A 16,017-nucleotide genomic window follows, 5' to 3' on the forward strand; every position below is an offset into this window, starting at 1 on the left:
GTAATCCACCCGGACGGGAACCCTTCCGCCCGCTGCCCGTGACACACGTCGCAGACCGGACGAGGTGCGGGTTCGCCCTTTCTACCTGGCAGTAGGGTCGGCGTCATGACTACGAATGACAGTGGAAGCGCGCCCAAGCCCCCCGCCAAGGACCCCTGGGACCTCCCCGACGTGTCCGGTCTGACCGTGGGCGTACTCGGCGGCACGGGCCCCCAGGGCCGCGGTCTCGCCTACCGCCTCGCCCGCGCCGGACAGAAGGTCGTCATCGGCTCGCGGGCCGCCGGCCGCGCCGAGGCCGCCGCCGCGGAGCTGGGCCACGGCGTCGAGGGCGCGGACAACGCGGAGTGCGCGCGCCGCAGCGACATCGTGATCGTCGCCGTGCCGTGGGACGGGCACGCCGGGACGCTGGAGTCCCTGCGTGAGGAACTGACCGGGAAGCTCGTCGTCGACTGCGTCAATCCGCTCGGCTTCGACAAGAAGGGCGCGTACGCCCTGAAGCCCGAGGAGGGCAGTGCCGCGGAGCAGGCCGCCGCCCTGCTGCCCGGCTCCCGGGTCACCGCCGCCTTCCACCACCTTTCGGCGGTGCTCCTCCAGGACGAGGCGATCGAGGAGATCGACACCGACGTGCTGGTGCTGGGCGAGGCACGCGCCGACACCGACATCGTGCAGGCGCTGGCGAGCCGGATCCCCGGCATGCGCGGCATCTTCGCCGGCCGGCTGCGCAACGCGCACCAGGTCGAGTCGCTGGTGGCGAACCTGATCTCCGTCAACCGCCGCTACAAGGCACACGCGGGGCTGCGCACCACCGACGTGTGAGCCCGTGCCCGGAGCCGGATCGGGCATGAGGGACACTGGACGGGACCGCGCACCATCCCCGGACAGGAGCACCAGCCCTCATGCCCCGTCTCGCTCTCTACTCCATCGCCGTATGTCTCCTGGCCGTCGCCGCAGCCGTGGTGTCCTTCGTCGAGGGCAGCCTGCTGGGGATCGTCTGGGTGCTGCTGGCCGGTCTCTCCTCGAACATGGCGTGGTTCTACGTGCGCAAGCACAAGGCGGAGTCCCGTGCCGAAGCCGCCGCCCGCTGACGGGCCGGCGCCTCAGCGGATCAGCGCACAGCCCGTTTCCTGGCCGCCGGACCACTCCTGCCAGAAGCGGTAGGTGTCGAGCCCGCAGTACGTCTCGGCCTCGCTGACGCCCAGGCCCCGCAGCAGCGTGTCCACCGCGTCGAAGAAGACCCCGTTGACCTCGGGGATCCACAGGAGCGCGAAGACCGCGACCAGCCCGAAGGGTGCGAACGGCTCCACCTGCCGCCGGATCCTGTAGGAGAGCCACGGCTCGAGCACGCCGTAACCGTCGAGTCCCGGGACCGGCAGGAAGTTCAAGATGGCCGCCGTCACCTGGAGCAGCGCCAGGAACGCCAGCGCGAACCGGAAGGGCAGGGGGACGCCGTCCAGGGCGCCCAGCCAGAACGGCGCCGTGCACACGACGGCGAACAGCACGTTCGTCAGGGGGCCGGCCGCCGAGATCAGGCTGTGCTTCCAGCGCCCGCTGATACGGCCCCGCTCGATGTAGACCGCCCCGCCGGGCAGACCGATGCCACCCATGATCACGAACAGCACGGGCAGCACGATGCTCAGCAGGGCGTGGGTGTACTTGAGCGGGTCGAGGGTCAGATAGCCCTTCGCCCCGATCGAGATGTCGCCGCTGTGCAGCGCGGTGCGCGCGTGCGCGTACTCGTGGAGGCAGAGCGAGACGATCCAGGCCGCGGTGACGAAGAGGAAGACGGCGAAGCCGGTCTGCTCGGCGAAGCCCGTCCACACCGCCCAGCCCGAGACGGCCGTGACGGCGGCGATCCCGAGGAAGATCGGACTGACCCGCCGGTCGCTGGGGCGGCGGAACGCGGTGGTCATCGGCGGCACTCCTGAGGGCTGGACGACGGCTGGAGCCCCCGACGGTACGGGTGACACGCCGGGAACGTCTCACGGGTGGGCGGTAGTTCCTCGGAGCGCGGGGTCGTCACGGACAGTGGGCGCGTGCACTACGGCGTCCCCGGAACCACCCGCACCCTCCGCGCCCCGCTCACCGTGCTCGCCCTGAGCCCTGGGCGTACGGTCCCGGCCGGGATGCTCCTCGACGAGGTCTGGGGACGGGATCCGCCCGCCGGCGCCCCGGGCACCCTGCAGGCACTCGTCGGCCGGCTCAGGCGTGTGCTGGGCCGGGACGCGGTCGAGTCGGCGGCGCACGGCTACCGCCTCGCCGCCGAACCGGACACCGTGGACCTGCACCGCTTCGAACGGCTCGTGGGGGAGGGCACCCGGGCCCTGGAGGCGGGCGACGCGGCGAAGGCCGTCACGGTCCTCGGCGACGCGCTCGCCCTGTGGCGCGGCCCCGCCCCCGCCGACCTGCCGGACCCTGCCGTGGCGGCCGCCCGCGGGGAGGCCAGGCGCCTGGACGCCCGCCGGACCCGGACCGAGGCCGTCCTCGCGCGGGACCTGGCCTTCCTGCGCGGCAGGCCGAGCAGCCGCCCGGTCGTGTAGAGGTTCTCCCAGCCGGACAGCTTCTCGCCCACCGAGGCGTACTGCCCGGTCAGGCCTATGGTGCGGCGAAGCTGCCGGTGCTGCTTCACCACGTCGTAGCCCGCCACGACCGCGTGCCCGGCGTCGGGCAGGAGCAGGGTGGACAGGCAGCGTACGAGGGTGGTCCTGCCGGCGCCGTGGGGACCGAGCACGCCGGGTACGGCGTCCTCGCGCACATCGAGGTCCATGCCGTCGAGCGTCTTGGCCGTGCCGTAGTGCTCGACCAGCCCCCGTACCCCGACTGCGTTCCCGCCGGCCCCTGGGGTTCTTGTCGTCCCGCTTCATGGACACCAGGGGACCAGTGCCCGCCGACAGCGGACCGACAAGCAGGCGACAGCCCGCCGATGGGGGAAGTCGGCGGGCTGTCGGTGGTGCGGCAGTGGTCAGCAGGACGTCAGTGGAACGTGTGCTCCGCGGCCGGGAACGTGCCGCCGACGACCTCTTCGGCGTACTCCCTGGCGGCGTCGGTGAGCACCTGACGCAGGTTCGCGTACTGCTTGGTGAAGCGCGGCACCTTGCCGCCGGTCAGTCCGACCATGTCGGTGTAGACCAGCACCTGCGCGTCCGTGTCGGGTCCGGCGCCGATGCCGACGGTCGGGATGTGCAGGGAGCGGGTCACCTCGGCTGCCAGCTCGGCGGGTACGAGCTCCAGGACCACGGCGAACGCGCCCGCGTCCTGCACCGCCTTCGCGTCGCGCAGCAACTGCTGCGCGGCCTCCTCGCCGCGGCCCTGGACCCGGTAACCCATCGCGTTGACGGACTGGGGGGTCAGGCCGATGTGGCCCATGACCGGGATCCCGGACTCGACGAGAAGCCGGATCTGCTCGTGGGAGCGCTCGCCGCCCTCCAGCTTGACCGCGCCGACACCGGCGTCCTTGATCAGCCGGGTGGCGCTGCGCAGGGCCTGGACCGGGCCCTCCTGGTACGCCCCGAAGGGCAGGTCGGCGACGATCAGGGCGCGCTTGGTGCCGCGCACGACGGCGGCCGACAGGATGACCATCTCGTCCATGGTGACGGGCACCGTGGTCTCGTAACCGAGGTGGCAGTTGCCCATGGAGTCGCCGACGAGCATGACCGGGATCCCGGCCTCGTCGAAGACGGAGGCGGTCATCGCGTCGTAGGCGGTGAGCATGGGCCACTTCTCGCCGCGCTCACCGGCGGCGGCGATGTCGTGGACGGTGATGCGGCGAGTGCTCTTTCCCCCGTACAGCGCCTTGCCGGCACCGGGAGTGGGACCTGCGGGGGGCGTGTCGGACTGATTCTGCGCAGCCTGAAGCGACATGGCCAACGGCTCCTTCGTCATCTCGAGGCGCCCTGACGGCGTCCCCGGATCCCTTCCATGGTGGCATCCCGCGACCGTTCCCGGGAAGTGGGCCCACCGCCACCGGTGCGGGGGAGTTCCGCAGGGCCTCCACCCGGAGCCCGGACGGGGAACCGGTGGCCGCACCTGTGTGATCGTTCTGTCACAAACCGCCGGACCGCGGCCGTGGCCGGAACCCGCCACGCCCTCTCCGTCGTCCTGATGGCAGGACGGCCGTCGTCGGCGGCGGGAACGGCGTCACCCATCGCCTAGGGTCGGGGACGCGGTGATGTGTACGGCAAGGCAGTGAGGACGAGCGCGATGGTGCAGGCGTACAGGGCGGACACCGAGAACGCCGATGCGGGTCCGCAGCCGGGGTCCCGTTTCCGGGCCATGCGTCACAGGCTGGCCTCCGACCGGGGCATCTGGCGCCGCGGCATCCTCCTGGCGCTCTGCTCGGTCCTCCTGACCGTCGTGATGGTCCTCCACTCGGACATCCCGAACGCCGTCGGCAACCTCGGCAGCCTCACCGAGACGTTTCTGCCCTGGTTCGGCCTCCTCGTGCCGCTGCTGCTGCTCCTCGGCCTGGCCCGGCGTTCCGCGACGGCGGTGATCGCCCTCGTCCTGCCGGTCGCGGTCTGGCTCAACCTCTTCGGCGGCCTGCTGTTCGCCGACAAGTCGGGCAGCGGCGGCGACTTCACCGTCGCCACGCACAACGTCAACGCGGGCAACCCCGACCCCGCGGGCACCGCCCAGCAGGTCGCCGGCTCCGGCGCGGACGTCGTGGCCCTCCAGGAGCTGCCGAGCGGCAAGGTGGCGGCGTACGAGGACGCGCTCGCCGACCGCTATCCGCACCACTCCGTCCAGGGCACCGTCGGCCTGTGGAGCAAGTACCCGGTGACCGACTCCAGCCCGGTCGACATCAAGCTGGGCTGGACCCGGGCGATGCGCGCCACCGTCACCACCCCCGAGGGCCCGGTCAAGGTGTACGTCGCCCACCTCCCTTCCGTCCGGGTCAAGCTGAACGCGGGCTTCACCGCCAACCAGCGGGACGACAGCGCGGACGCGCTGGGCGAGGCGATCGCCGACGAACCGCTGGGCCGGGTGTTCCTGCTCGGAGACCTCAACGGCACGATGAACGACCGCTCGCTGAACGCGGTCACCGCCCAGATGCGCTCCACCCAGGGCGCGGCGGGCGACGGCTTCGGCTTCAGCTGGCCGGCGTCCTTCCCGATGGCGCGGATCGACCAGATCATGGTGCGGGGTGTCGAACCCCTCGCGTCCTGGACCCTGCCCGCCACGGACAGCGACCACCTCCCGATCGCGGCCCGCGTGCAGTTGTGAGCGCCGCCGCTTCGACAGGCGGTACGCTCGCATCCATGTCCAGCCCCGAGTCCGACAGACTCAGGCCGCCGGTTCGCCGGTGGCCGGTCACTGACGCCGAAACCCACTGACCTCAGCGGTCACCGGGCTTCCTCCGTCACACCGTCGGCCACCGCCGGATCCTTCCTGGCGGTGTGGGCCGGCTTCCATGTCCCGTGCGGACACCGGACATTCCACCGTGTTGCCGTTCTCACGCTCCTGCGCGTGACGACGGGCGCGGCCCGCATCCCCTGCACTCCGTTCGCTCTCCGACGGTTCCGTACCAGGGGTATCTCTCATGCCATTCGCCGTATACGTGCTCGGTCTGGCGGTCTTCGCCCAGGGCACCTCGGAATTCATGCTGTCCGGCCTGCTCTCGGGCATCGCCGGCGACCTGCACGTCTCACTGGGCGCCGCAGGACTGCTGACCTCGGCCTTCGCGGTCGGGATGGTGGCCGGTGCGCCGCTCACCGCTCTGGTCGGCCGCACCTGGCCCCGGCGCCGGGCGCTGCTGTCCTTCCTCGGCGTCTTCGTCGCCGCCCACGTCGTCGGCGCTCTGACCTCCAGTTACGGGGTGCTGCTCGCGACCCGGGTCGTGGGTGCGCTGGCCAACGCCGGCTTCTGGGCTGTCGCTCTGGTCACCGCGCTGGCCCTGGCCGGCCCGCACCGGAGGGCGAGGGCCACCGCCGTGGTCGTCGGCGGGGTCACCGTCGCGTGCGTGGTGGGCGTCCCGGCGGGCGCGGCGCTCGGCGAGATGTGGGGCTGGCGTTCGGCGTTCTGGGCCGTGGCGCTCGTCTCCGTACCGGCCGCGGTCGCGCTGCCGGCGGCTGTGCCGGGCGGCCGGCCCGACGACGCGCCGCTGGTGAGCGCGAAAAGCGAACTGCGCGCCCTGGCCCGTCCCCGGCTGCTGCTGACGCTCCTGGTCATGGCGCTCGTACAGGGGGCCACCTTCTGTACGTTCTCCTACCTGGAACCGCTGGTCACCCGGGTCACCGGCCTGGGCGATGGCTGGGTACCGGTGGTGCTCGCCCTGTTCGGTGCCGGCTCGTTCGCGGGTGTCACGCTGGCGGGGCGCCTGGCCGACGCACACCCGGACACGGTCGTCGGACTCGGCATGAGCGCGCTGGCCCTCGGCTGGGCCGCACTCGCCCTGACCGCCGCCCACCCGGGGGCGGCCCTCGTGCTCGTCCTGCTCCAGGGGGCGCTCGCCTTCGGCACGGGGACGGCGCTGATCACCCGGGTCTTCCGCCTGGCCCCGGACGCCCCGACGATGGCGGGCTCCTTCGCGACGGCCGCCTTCAACGTGGGCGCCGCGGCCGGCCCCTGGCTGGGCGGTATGGCGCTGGGCGCGGGCCTCGGCTTCCGCGCCCCGGTGTGGGTGAGCGCCGTGCTGATGTGCGGGGCGCTCGCGGGTGCGGGGATCCTCTCGGCGCCCTCCGTGGCGGGCGCCGTCCGGTGGCCGGGGCGGGGCGGACCCACCGGGTGACGTCCACATCACACCCCGCCGCAACGGCATGTTCACGTCCGGGCATAAAACGTCTGAGAGACTTTGTTCCGACGGGATACATAACCCGTCCCGGCAACGAAGCCGACGCTCCCGCACAGACACCACCGCCACCGGGCCCTCCAGGGTTCCGGACGGCCCCTGCCCGAAAGGTCTTCTTCATGCCCCTGGCCCTGCTCGCCCTCGCTGTGAGCGCCTTCGGCATCGGCACCACCGAGTTCGTGATGATGGGGCTGCTGCCCAACGTCGCGGACGATCTGGGAACGTCCGTGCCCACCGCCGGTCACCTCGTCTCGGCGTACGCGATCGGCGTCGTCGTCGGTGCCCCGCTGCTCACCGGTCTCGGCTCCAGGATCCCGCGCAAGCGGATGCTCCTGCTGCTGATGGCCGTCTTCACCGTCGGCAACCTCGCTTCCGCCTTCGCCCCCGACTTCGGCTGGCTGCTGGCCGGCCGGTTCCTGGCCGGCCTGCCCCACGGCGCCTTCTTCGGGGTCGGCGCGGTCGTCGCCGCGCGACTCGTCCCGGACGGACGCCAGGCCCGCGCCGTCGCCACGATGTTCCTCGGCCTGACCGTGGCCAACATCGTCGGCGTGCCGGCGGCCACCCTGCTGGGACAGCACCTCGGCTGGCGTGCCACGTTCATGGTGGTCGCGGTGATCGGGCTGGGCGCCATGGCCGCGCTCGCCCGCCTCGTACCGCAGATCCCCGTCGAGGCGCACCAGAACGTACGCCGTGAACTGGGCGCGCTCGGCAACCGGCAGGTCGTCCTCGGCCTGCTCACCGCCGTCCTCGGCTTCGCCGGTGTCTTCGCCGTCTACTCCTACCTCTCGTCCATGACGACCGAGGCGATGGGCTTCGGTGAGTCCTCGGTGACGCTCGTCCTCGCGCTCTTCGGCATCGGGATGACCCTCGGCGCGCTGGCGGCGGGACCGCTGACCGACCGCGCGCTGCGTCCCACCCTCTACGGTTCCCTGGGAGCCCTGGCCGTCGTCCTGGCCGTCTTCCCCTTCACCGTCCATGTGCAGTGGGCGGCGCTGGTCATGGTGGTGCTGCTCGGCGGCATCGGCTTCATGACCACCACACCGCTGCAGATGCTCGTGATGAACAAGGCGAAGGACGCCCCCACGCTCGCGTCGGCGTCCAACCACTCCGCCTTCAACCTCGCCAACGCCGGCGGGGCCTGGCTCGGCGGGGTCGCCATCGCAGCGGGCTGGGGCTGGACGTCCCCGGCGCTGGTCGGCGCGGTGCTGGCCGTCGCCGGACTCGCCGTGGCGGTCACGGCGGGCGTGCTGGACCGGACCCCGGGCACCTCGCGGGTGGTGGCGTCCGGCGCCCGCGCCGAGGCACGCGAGCACGCGGAGTCACGCTCCCTGTAGCCGACCACGGAGGTTCCGGGTCGGCGGGGCGCCGGAAGCGCGCCCCGCCGACGCGCGCCCGGACGCCTCGGCGGGAGCCCGGACGGTCAGCCCGACTCGCGCCACCGGTTCGTGATCGGCAGCCTGCGGTCCTTGCGAAGCCCTTCGGCGAGATCTTCGTGCCCGGCGGGTACTGCCGCCGTTTGTACTCCGCCGTGTCCACCATCCGCAGCGTCCTCGTCACCAGGGCCTCGTCGAACCCGGCCGCCACGATCGCGTCCCGGCCCTGGTCCCGGTCGACGTACAGCTCCAGGATCCGGTCCAGCACGTCGTAGTCCGGCAGTGAGTCCGTGTCCACCTGGCCCGGGCGCAGTTCGGCGCTCGGGGGCTTGCTGAGGGACGCCTCCGGGATGGGCGGGATCCGGCCGCGCTCCTCGGCGGCGCGGTTGCGCCACCTCGCGAGGCGGAAGACCGACGTCTTGTACACGTCCTTGATCGGCCCGTACGCGCCGACGGAGTCCCCGTAGAGCGTCGAATAACCCACCGCCAGCTCGGACTTGTTGCCCGGCGCCAACACGATCTGGCCCTCCTGGTTGGAGACGGCCATCAGCATCGTGCCGCGCAGCCGCGCCTGCAGGTTCTCCTCCGCCGGCCCGGCCAGCCCCAGCGACTCCATGTAGGCGTCGAACATCGGCTCGATCGGGACGGTGCGGAAGTTCAGCCCCGTACGCCGTGCCAGCTCGGCCGCGTCGCTCTTGGAATGGTCCGAGGAGTACTTCGACGGCATCGAGATGCCGTACACGTGCTGAGCCCCCAGCGCGTCGCAGGCGATCGCCGCGACGAGCGCCGAGTCGATGCCGCCGGAGAGCCCGATCAGGACACTGCTGAAACCGTTCTTCGCCGCATACGCGCGCAGGCCCACGACCAGTGCCGAGTACAGCTCCTCGTCGTCGTCGAGCCGCTCCGCGTAACCGCCGAGGTACTCCGGCTCGTAGGCGGGGAGCGGCGCCTCGCTCAGAACCGCATGGTCGATCCGCAGCCCGTCGCTGACGACCCCGGACGGGGTCTCGGCCGCGGCGGCCGGCAGGTCCAGGTCGAGGATCACGCTGCCCTCGGAGAACTGGGGTGCGCGGGCGATGACTTCGCCCTCCCTGTCGACGACGATCGAGTCGCCGTCGAAGACCAGTTCGTCCTGGCCGCCGGTCATCGCCAGGTACGCCGTCGTGCAGCCGGCCTCCTGGGCGCGCTTGCGGACCAGTTCCAGCCGGGTGTCGTCCTTGTCGCGCTCGTACGGCGAGGCGTTGATCGACAGCAGCAGCCCGGCTCCGGCGGCGCGCGCGGCCGGGACGCGGCCTCCGTCCTGCCAGAGGTCCTCGCAGATCGCGAGCGCCACATCGATGCCGTGCACCCGCACGACGGGCATCGAATCGCCCGGCACGAAGTACCGGAACTCGTCGAAGACGCCGTAGTTGGGCAGGTGGTGCTTGGCGAAGTTCAGCGCGACCTGTCCGCGGTGCAGCACGGCGGCGGCGTTGCGCGGGGCGCCGGCGGGCTGCCCGTAGCGGGGCGCGGCATGCTCCGAGCGGTCGAGATGACCGACGACGACCGGCAACTCCCCGAAGCCCTCGTCGGCGAGGCGGGCGGCGAGCGCGCGCAGCGCGGTCCGCGACGCCTCCACGAAGGACGAGCGCAGGGCCAGGTCCTCGACGGGATATCCGGTCAGCGCCATCTCGGGGAACGCCACCAGATGGGCGCCCTGCTCGGCTGCGTGCCGGGTCCAGTGGACGATCGACTCGGAGTTGCCGGCCAGGTCACCGACGGTCGCGTCGATCTGATTGAGTGCGAGGCGTAGTTGGGGCACGCGAACCAGTGTAATCGTCTGATTGACGCGATGTCCTGGTCCGCCCCCGCCCGGATGCGGCGGGCCCGCCGGCCCGGCTCCGGCCGGGGGTGCACGGTGTGCCCCGGCCCACGGGGGTCAGGCGCGGGAGTAGACCCGCTCCGCCCAACCGGCCACCTGCTCGTCCGAGAGGTGGAGTGCCAGATCGGCCTCGCTGATCATGCCGATCAGCTTCTTGTCCTCGACCACCGGGAGCCGGCGGATCTGATGGCTCTGCATCTCCTCCAGCACGGCGTCGACATCGGCCGTCGACTCGATCCAGCGCGGGGTGCCGTCACAGAGCTCGCCCGCCGTCACCTTCGACGGGTCGTGCCCCGACGCCACACACTTGATCACGATGTCGCGGTCGGTGATGATGCCGACCATCCGGTCCTGCTCGCCGTTGGCCGAGACGGGGAGCGCCCCCACCTTGTGGTCCCGCATCATCTGGGCGGCGCGGTCGAGCGTCTCGTGGGCGGGGACCCAGTGGGCCCCGGTGTGCATGATGTCCTTGGCCGTGGTCATGGATTGCCTCCTGAGTGCCGATGGGCACTGCTGTACGACCCCGAGTTCCTCCATCGTCGCAAGCCCGCCCGGCGCACGCGAGTGCGCTGTCACCCGTTCGGGCGTACGCCGAGCCGGTCCCGCGCTCAGGGACGGGGGGCCGCCCCCCGTGCCGCGAGCATGTCCGCCATCAGGTCCAGCTCGGACTGCTGGGCCTCGACCATGCCCTGGGCCAGGCGCTTCTCCACGGGTACGGTGCACTGCCCGGCGCAGCCGCGGGCCATCGCGACGCCGCCCTCGTGGTGGTCGGTCATCAGCTGCAGGAAGAGGATCTCGGCCTGCTCGCCCTCCGCCTCGTCCAGCCGTTCCAGCTCGGTCCTGGTCGCCATGCCGGGCATGAGGGCCCCGTCACGCTCCTTGCCCTGCGTGCTGTGTCCGCCGTGCGTGTCGTGGCCGCTGTGGCCGCCGCCCGGCATCCAGCCCATCGGCCCCTGCCCGTCGGGTGCCGTCTTCGGCAGCCCCCACAGGTCCAGCCAGCCGAGCAGCATGCCCCGCTGGTTGGCCTGCGTGTTGGCGATGTCGTACGCGAGACGGCGTACGTCCTCGTCACGCGTCCCGTCCCGCACGACGAAGGACATCTCCACGGCCTGCTGGTGGTGGACGGCCATGTCCCGCGCGAAGCCGGCGTCCGCGGACCGCGCCGAGGGCGTGCGAGGCCCGGGCGCAGCCCCGTCGCTCCGCGCGGAGGCGACCGTCGCCGCGCCGGCGAACAGCAGCGCGAGTGTCACGGCGGAGCCCGCCGCCCACCGCGTACACCGGGCGGGGGACGCGCTCACCCGTCCACCCCGCCGGTGCAGGGCGCGCCGGGCTCGGGTGTCTGCGCGCCCTGGACGTACTTCGCGAAGAACCGGGCCACCCGTACGTCGTCCGCACCGTCCACGGTGACCTGCTTGCCCCAGGCGCTCAGCATGATCGCTCCGGCCTGGTCCCCGTACGGCGACATCAGGGAGAACGGGGTGCTCCTGACCCGGGACGCGAGAGCGCCGACGTCGGATCCGGACGCCTTCTCGTTGTACGTCACCCAGACCGCGCCGTGTTCCAGGGCGTGGACGGCGTTGACGTCCGGAACGGCCTTTTCGTACACGACGCCGTCGCAGTTCAGCCAGGCCGGATGGTGGTCCCCGCCGACGGGCGGCTTCATCGGGTACTTCACGCCGGTGGTGACGTGCTTGCGCGTGAGCGCCGCCGCGTCCCACGTCTTCTCGTCCGCGATCGGCAGGGCGGCGAGCCCTTTCTTCTCCTGCTCGGTCTGTTTGGCGTCCTGGACCTGGCTCTCCCCGTTCTTCTCCTTCGCCTCGGACTTCTCCAGGAGCATGTACGAACCGAAACCGAGCAGGCCCGCGACCACGACGGCGCTCAGGCCTATGGCGACGACACGGTTACGGCGGTCGCGCGCGCGGTCGGCGTCGCGCGTCTGCTCCATGCGTGTCCTGCGGTCGAAGCTCATGTCGTCGTGTCCTTCTGCCAAGGGGTAGGGAGGGACGGGAGCGGAGCGGAAAAGCCGGGCGCGCGGGACCGGGGCCGAGTGGCTGGGGCCCTTGCACACCATGGGCGCCGATCGTAGTGGGTGGCCGCGTGCTCTCTCTCACACCGTGTGCGTAATCTGGGTGAAATCCCGGGTCGCGATACTGAGGTGTCCCCCTACCCCGGGCGGTGGTGCACGGACCGTCTGAACTGCAAGGATGTGGCTATGGACAAGCAGCAGGAATTCGTCCTCAGGACGCTTGAGGAGCGCGACATCCGCTTCGTACGGCTGTGGTTCACCGACGTTCTCGGTTACCTCAAGTCCGTCGCCGTGGCCCCGGCCGAGCTCGAACAGGCCTTTGACGAGGGAATCGGCTTCGACGGCTCCGCGATCGAAGGCTTCGCCCGTGTATACGAATCGGACATGATCGCGAAGCCGGACCCCGGCACGTTCCAGATCCTTCCGTGGCGTGCGGAGGCCCCGGGGACGGCGCGGATGTTCTGCGACATCCTGATGCCGGACGGCTCGCCCTCCTTCGCCGACCCGCGCTTCGTCCTCAAGCGCATCCTCGCGAAGACCTCCGACCTGGGCTTCACCTTCTACACCCACCCGGAGATCGAGTTCTTCCTGCTGAAGAACAAGCCGGTCGACGGCAGCCGCCCCACCCCGGCGGACAGCTCCGGTTACTTCGACCACACCCCGCAGAACGTCGGCATGGACTTCCGCCGCCAGGCGATCACCATGCTGGAGTCGATGGGCATCTCGGTCGAGTTCAGCCACCACGAGGGTGCCCCCGGCCAGCAGGAGATCGACCTGCGGTACGCGGACGCGCTCTCCACCGCCGACAACATCATGACCTTCCGCCTGGTCATGAAGCAGGTCGCGCTGGAGCAGGGCGTACAGGCCACCTTCATGCCGAAGCCGTTCTCGGAGTACCCGGGCTCGGGCATGCACACCCACCTCTCCCTCTTCGAGGGCGACCGCAACGCCTTCTACGAGTCGGGTGCCGAGTACCAGCTGTCGAAGGTGGGGCGGTCCTTCATCGCGGGCCTGCTCAAGCACGCCGCGGAGATCTCCGCCGTGACGAACCAGTGGGTCAACTCGTACAAGCGCATCTGGGGCGGCTCCAGCCGCTCCGCGGGCGCCGGCGGCGAAGCGCCCTCGTACATCTGCTGGGGCCACAACAACCGCTCCGCACTGATCCGCGTCCCGATGTACAAGCCCGGCAAGACCGGCTCGGCCCGCGTCGAGGTCCGCTCCATCGACTCCGGCGCCAACCCCTACCTGACGTACGCGGTGCTGCTCGCCGCGGGCCTCAAGGGCATCGAGGAGGGCTACGAACTCCCGGCGGGCGCCGACGACGACGTCTGGGCCCTGTCCGACTCGGAGCGCCGCGCGATGGGCATCGAGCCGCTTCCGCAGAACCTGGGCGAGGCGATCTCGCTGATGGAGAAGAGCGAGCTGGTCGCGGAGACGCTGGGCGAGCACGTCTTCGACTTCTTCCTGCGCAACAAGAAGCAGGAGTGGGAGGAGTACCGCAGCGAGGTCACGGCCTTCGAGCTGAAGAACCTGCTGCCGGTGCTGTAACCGCACCTGTTGTACGTAGGCGTCTCCGGGCCGGGCGGTTCCGCGCCGCCGGCCCGGAGACGCCTCACTCGCGCCGGGCGGTCCGCGGGACCGCGTCGGGCGCGGGTGCCTGTGCGGGGTGGACCTCCGGCGGGGTGCTGCGGCGGGTGCCGATGGCCGGGGCCAGGAAGACCGCCACGGCGACGAACGCGAGGACGAGGATCATGGCGGAACGCAGGCCGTAGTGGTCGCCCAGGAAGCCCAGGCCGGGGGGTCCGACGAGGAAGGCGATGTAGCCGATCATCGCCACCAGGCTGACGCGTGCCGTCGGGTCGGGGCCCGAGTCGCCGGCCGCGGACAGTGCGACCGGGAAGCCGAGCGAGGCCCCCAGGCCCCAGAAGAGTACGGCCGCGCCGGCGAGGCCGGGGGAGTCGGCGAAGATGACGAGTGTGAGCCCCAGGGCCGCGGAGAGCGCGCTGGCCCGGACGACCGGGGCGCGGCCGAATCGGTCGATGAAGAAGCCGCCGCCGAAGCGGCCGATCGTCATGGCGGCGGCGAAGCCCGCGTAGACGGCCGATCCCAGGGCCGGGTCCACGCCGTGGCCGTCGACCATGAGCAGTGGCAGCCAGTCGTTGGCGGCGCCCTCCGCCAGTGCCATGGCGAGGATGATGCCGCCGATCAGCAGCAGCCGCCTGTCCTTCCACACCGCCGCCCGGGGCGGCGCCGTGCTGCCGTCGGCCGGCTGGGGCCCCTTGGTCCTGCCGACCGAGGCCGGGATGGCGCGGAAGGCGTGGACGAACATCGCGGCGGCGACGACGGCTGTCGCGGTCAGGTGCCACTGCACCGGGAACTCGATGGCGGTGAACAGGATGCCGACCGCGGCCCCCACGACCGTGCCGAGGCTGAAGAAGCCGTGCAGGGTGGGCAGCACGGTGCGGCCGATGATCTGTTCGACCTCGGCGCCGTCGATGTTGACCGCGACCTCCCCGCCGCCCATCCCTGCGCCGAAGAGGAACAGCCCGGCCGTGACGGTGGGGGCCGAGGAGAGCAGGGCTCCCCAGCCGATGACCACCATGCTGAGGATGACCAGCGCCGTCCCCACACCCATGACCGGCCTGGTGCCGAACCGTGCCACCAGAGCCCCGGAGCCGAGGATGCCGAGCATGGAACCGACGGACAGACCGAACAGGACGAGCCCCATCTGGGCCGTGGAGGCACCCAGTTGATCCCTGATGTCGGGCGTCCGGGTCACCCAGGAGGAGATCGCCAGGCCGGGCATGAGGAAGAAGAGGAACAACGCTGTTCGGCGGCGACGGGTGGCCAGGTCCATCAGACACGTCTTTCACGAGAGCACGGCGGGGCGGACGTCACCCCGGTCTGAGCATGTACGAACGTACACTCCCGGGTCGGCCGGAGGAAGAGCGCCGGCGGGGAGCGGAGGAGCGGGGTGGCGGGCCGTGCCCGCACGTCCGGGCCGGCCTCGATGCGCGGCCCGAAGCGTGCGGAGGTACAACCGGGGCAGCCGTACTCGTACACCGTGGGCCCGCCGTGGCCGGCCCGCGAACCACTGCCGGGCCGAGGAGGAGGACAGCACATGACGACACTGGCCGTGACCGGGCACATGGATCTGACCGAGGAGGCCGTTCCGCGCGTACGGGCGGCGCTGCGCGAGCTGCTGGAGCCCTACAGCGAGGACCTCACGGGGGTCTCGCGCATCGCCTCCAAGGCCGATGCGCTGTTCGCGGAGGAGGTTTCCGCCATCGGTGGCCGCCTCGTCGTCGTCATCCCGTCCCTCGACTACCGCAGTGCTGTGGTGAGGCCCGAAGACACCCCGGTCTTCGACCACCTCAACGAAACCGCCATCGAGGTGCAGACCCTTCCGTACGAGACCGCCGACCGCGCGGCCTGCGAAGCGGCCGACTCCGAGCTGCTGAAGCGCGCGGACCGGCTCGTCGCCGTGTGGGACGGTACGCCGTCGGCGGGCGGCAGCGGCGGGACCGCCGGCCTGGTCGAGGAGGCCCGGCGGGCCGGCGTGCCGGTGGACATGGTCCGCCCGGACGGTGCCGTGCGGCGCGGCTGACCGGCGTCCGCCCCGGCTCCGGCGGCCGGTGCCCGCGCACCGCCGGTGACGGTGAAGCCGAAGGTGGCCGTGCCGTTGGGAGCCGTGGCGCCGGACCACGGGGCGTTCCGCACCGTGACCGAGCCGCCGGTGCCGGTGTCCACGCCGCCCCGAGGCCTTGACGGTGGCCGTGCCCACGCCGAGCCCTCCCAGGACGACAGGGAAAGGGAAGGGGACCCGCGCCGTCCGGCGCCCGAACGGCCCCTGGTGCGGGGCACCTCGGGTCAGGCACGGATCGGGTAGTGTGACCCCTCCCCGGACCGGGACCGACCCAGGAGGTGAGACCCATTACCGCTTCAGCAGGCTGGGCGCTCACCCCTCGCCGTC

13 protein-coding genes and 3 pseudogenes are annotated in these 16,017 nt (G+C 71.7%); 8 read left to right on the forward strand and 8 right to left on the reverse strand.

The annotated features are described in order from the left end of the window. Nucleotides 1-105 precede the first annotated feature (105 nt). Together npdG and ACF1FZ_RS06655 are read left to right on the forward strand one after the other, a co-directional pair. The gene (gene npdG, locus ACF1FZ_RS06650; protein ID WP_391772275.1) at nucleotides 106-816 is read left to right on the forward strand and encodes an NADPH-dependent F420 reductase; all 711 of its coding nucleotides are present in this window, start codon (nucleotides 106-108) and stop codon (nucleotides 814-816) included. An 80-nt stretch (nucleotides 817-896) separates the two neighbouring features. Then, the gene (locus tag ACF1FZ_RS06655) at nucleotides 897-1,085 is read left to right on the forward strand and encodes a hypothetical protein (protein ID WP_391772276.1); all 189 of its coding nucleotides are present in this window, start codon (nucleotides 897-899) and stop codon (nucleotides 1,083-1,085) included. 12 nt (nucleotides 1,086-1,097) lie between these two features. Here the strand turns inward: ACF1FZ_RS06655 and ACF1FZ_RS06660 are convergent, their stop codons facing one another. Then, a complete protein-coding gene (locus ACF1FZ_RS06660; protein ID WP_391772277.1) occupies nucleotides 1,098-1,910 on the reverse strand; it encodes a site-2 protease family protein in 813 nt (270 codons plus the stop codon). Nucleotides 1,911-2,033: 123 nt separating this feature from the next. On the opposite strand from ACF1FZ_RS06660, the pseudogene ACF1FZ_RS06665 reads away from it, so the two are divergent. Continuing rightward, nucleotides 2,034-2,486, forward strand: a pseudogene (locus ACF1FZ_RS06665) (BTAD domain-containing putative transcriptional regulator); the annotation flags it as partial. Here ACF1FZ_RS06665 and ACF1FZ_RS06670 read toward each other — a convergent pair. Together ACF1FZ_RS06670 and panB are read right to left on the reverse strand one after the other, a co-directional pair. After that, nucleotides 2,483-2,861: pseudogene (locus ACF1FZ_RS06670) on the reverse strand (ATP-binding cassette domain-containing protein); the annotation flags it as partial. The pseudogenes ACF1FZ_RS06665 and ACF1FZ_RS06670 overlap by 4 nt on opposite strands. A gap of 109 nt (nucleotides 2,862-2,970) precedes the next feature. Next, nucleotides 2,971-3,858, reverse strand: a complete 888-nt coding sequence (gene panB, locus ACF1FZ_RS06675) for a 3-methyl-2-oxobutanoate hydroxymethyltransferase (protein ID WP_391772278.1) — start codon at nucleotides 3,856-3,858, stop codon at nucleotides 2,971-2,973. A 411-nt stretch (nucleotides 3,859-4,269) separates the two neighbouring features. On the opposite strand from panB, the gene ACF1FZ_RS06680 reads away from it, so the two are divergent. From ACF1FZ_RS06680 to ACF1FZ_RS06690, 3 genes are all read left to right on the forward strand, one after another. Further along, on the forward strand, nucleotides 4,270-5,220 hold the full coding sequence (locus ACF1FZ_RS06680) for an endonuclease/exonuclease/phosphatase family protein (protein WP_391772604.1): 951 nt from the start codon (nucleotides 4,270-4,272) through the stop codon (nucleotides 5,218-5,220). 316 nt (nucleotides 5,221-5,536) lie between these two features. Beyond that, on the forward strand, nucleotides 5,537-6,724 hold the full coding sequence (locus tag ACF1FZ_RS06685; protein ID WP_391772279.1) for a Cmx/CmrA family chloramphenicol efflux MFS transporter: 1,188 nt from the start codon (nucleotides 5,537-5,539) through the stop codon (nucleotides 6,722-6,724). Between the two features lie 179 nt (nucleotides 6,725-6,903). Then, nucleotides 6,904-8,118 carry an MFS transporter gene (locus ACF1FZ_RS06690; protein WP_391772280.1) on the forward strand — a complete coding sequence of 405 codons (1,215 nt, stop codon included), beginning with the start codon at nucleotides 6,904-6,906 and terminating at the stop codon, nucleotides 8,116-8,118. An 86-nt stretch (nucleotides 8,119-8,204) separates the two neighbouring features. On the opposite strand, the pseudogene ACF1FZ_RS06695 reads toward ACF1FZ_RS06690, so the two are convergent. From ACF1FZ_RS06695 to ACF1FZ_RS06710, 4 genes and pseudogenes are all read right to left on the reverse strand, one after another. Beyond that, a pseudogene (locus tag ACF1FZ_RS06695) lies at nucleotides 8,205-9,958 on the reverse strand (NAD+ synthase). A gap of 117 nt (nucleotides 9,959-10,075) precedes the next feature. After that, the gene (locus ACF1FZ_RS06700) at nucleotides 10,076-10,501 is read right to left on the reverse strand and encodes a CBS domain-containing protein (RefSeq protein WP_391772281.1); all 426 of its coding nucleotides are present in this window, start codon (nucleotides 10,499-10,501) and stop codon (nucleotides 10,076-10,078) included. Between the two features lie 125 nt (nucleotides 10,502-10,626). After that, complete coding sequence (locus ACF1FZ_RS06705; protein WP_391772282.1) at nucleotides 10,627-11,316, reverse strand: DUF305 domain-containing protein; 690 nt, start codon at nucleotides 11,314-11,316, stop codon at nucleotides 10,627-10,629. Beyond that, nucleotides 11,313-11,987 carry a DUF3105 domain-containing protein gene (locus ACF1FZ_RS06710; RefSeq protein WP_391772283.1) on the reverse strand — a complete coding sequence of 225 codons (675 nt, stop codon included), beginning with the start codon at nucleotides 11,985-11,987 and terminating at the stop codon, nucleotides 11,313-11,315. The genes ACF1FZ_RS06705 and ACF1FZ_RS06710 overlap by 4 nt, the downstream gene beginning before the upstream one ends. A 243-nt stretch (nucleotides 11,988-12,230) precedes the next feature. Here ACF1FZ_RS06710 and glnA point away from each other — a divergent pair, with 243 nt between their 5' ends. Beyond that, a complete protein-coding gene (glnA, locus tag ACF1FZ_RS06715; RefSeq protein WP_014156604.1) occupies nucleotides 12,231-13,592 on the forward strand; it encodes a type I glutamate--ammonia ligase in 1,362 nt (453 codons plus the stop codon). A 64-nt stretch (nucleotides 13,593-13,656) separates the two neighbouring features. Here the strand turns inward: glnA and ACF1FZ_RS06720 are convergent, their stop codons facing one another. Continuing rightward, nucleotides 13,657-14,901: an MFS transporter gene (locus ACF1FZ_RS06720; RefSeq protein ID WP_391772284.1), complete on the reverse strand. Its 1,245-nt coding sequence runs from the start codon at nucleotides 14,899-14,901 to the stop codon at nucleotides 13,657-13,659. 264 nt (nucleotides 14,902-15,165) lie between these two features. Here ACF1FZ_RS06720 and ACF1FZ_RS06725 point away from each other — a divergent pair, with 264 nt between their 5' ends. Then, nucleotides 15,166-15,651 (forward strand): hypothetical protein, encoded by a 486-nt coding sequence (locus ACF1FZ_RS06725; RefSeq protein WP_391772285.1) that lies wholly within the window; start codon nucleotides 15,166-15,168, stop codon nucleotides 15,649-15,651. Nucleotides 15,652-16,017: the final 366 nt, after the last annotated feature.

Origin of the sequence: Streptomyces sp. NPDC014623 (assembly GCF_043088245.1) — a bacterium.
Classification (GTDB): domain Bacteria; phylum Actinomycetota; class Actinomycetes; order Streptomycetales; family Streptomycetaceae; genus Streptomyces.

Bases quoted from the DNA above. Each gene is read 5' to 3' on its own strand.
- npdG (WP_391772275.1), top strand. From the start codon at position 106: ATGACTACGAATGACAGTGGAAGCGCGCCCAAGCCCCCCGCCAAGGAC.
- ACF1FZ_RS06655 (WP_391772276.1), top strand. From the start codon at position 897: ATGCCCCGTCTCGCTCTCTACTCCATCGCCGTATGTCTCCTGGCCGTC.
- ACF1FZ_RS06660 (WP_391772277.1), bottom strand. From the start codon at position 1,910: ATGACCACCGCGTTCCGCCGCCCCAGCGACCGGCGGGTCAGTCCGATC.
- panB (WP_391772278.1), bottom strand. From the start codon at position 3,858: ATGTCGCTTCAGGCTGCGCAGAATCAGTCCGACACGCCCCCCGCAGGT.
- ACF1FZ_RS06680 (WP_391772604.1), top strand. From the start codon at position 4,270: ATGCGTCACAGGCTGGCCTCCGACCGGGGCATCTGGCGCCGCGGCATC.
- ACF1FZ_RS06685 (WP_391772279.1), top strand. From the start codon at position 5,537: ATGCCATTCGCCGTATACGTGCTCGGTCTGGCGGTCTTCGCCCAGGGC.
- ACF1FZ_RS06690 (WP_391772280.1), top strand. From the start codon at position 6,904: ATGCCCCTGGCCCTGCTCGCCCTCGCTGTGAGCGCCTTCGGCATCGGC.
- ACF1FZ_RS06700 (WP_391772281.1), bottom strand. From the start codon at position 10,501: ATGACCACGGCCAAGGACATCATGCACACCGGGGCCCACTGGGTCCCC.
- ACF1FZ_RS06710 (WP_391772283.1), bottom strand. From the start codon at position 11,987: ATGAGCTTCGACCGCAGGACACGCATGGAGCAGACGCGCGACGCCGAC.
- glnA (WP_014156604.1), top strand. From the start codon at position 12,231: ATGGACAAGCAGCAGGAATTCGTCCTCAGGACGCTTGAGGAGCGCGAC.
- ACF1FZ_RS06720 (WP_391772284.1), bottom strand. From the start codon at position 14,901: ATGGACCTGGCCACCCGTCGCCGCCGAACAGCGTTGTTCCTCTTCTTC.
- ACF1FZ_RS06725 (WP_391772285.1), top strand. From the start codon at position 15,166: ATGACGACACTGGCCGTGACCGGGCACATGGATCTGACCGAGGAGGCC.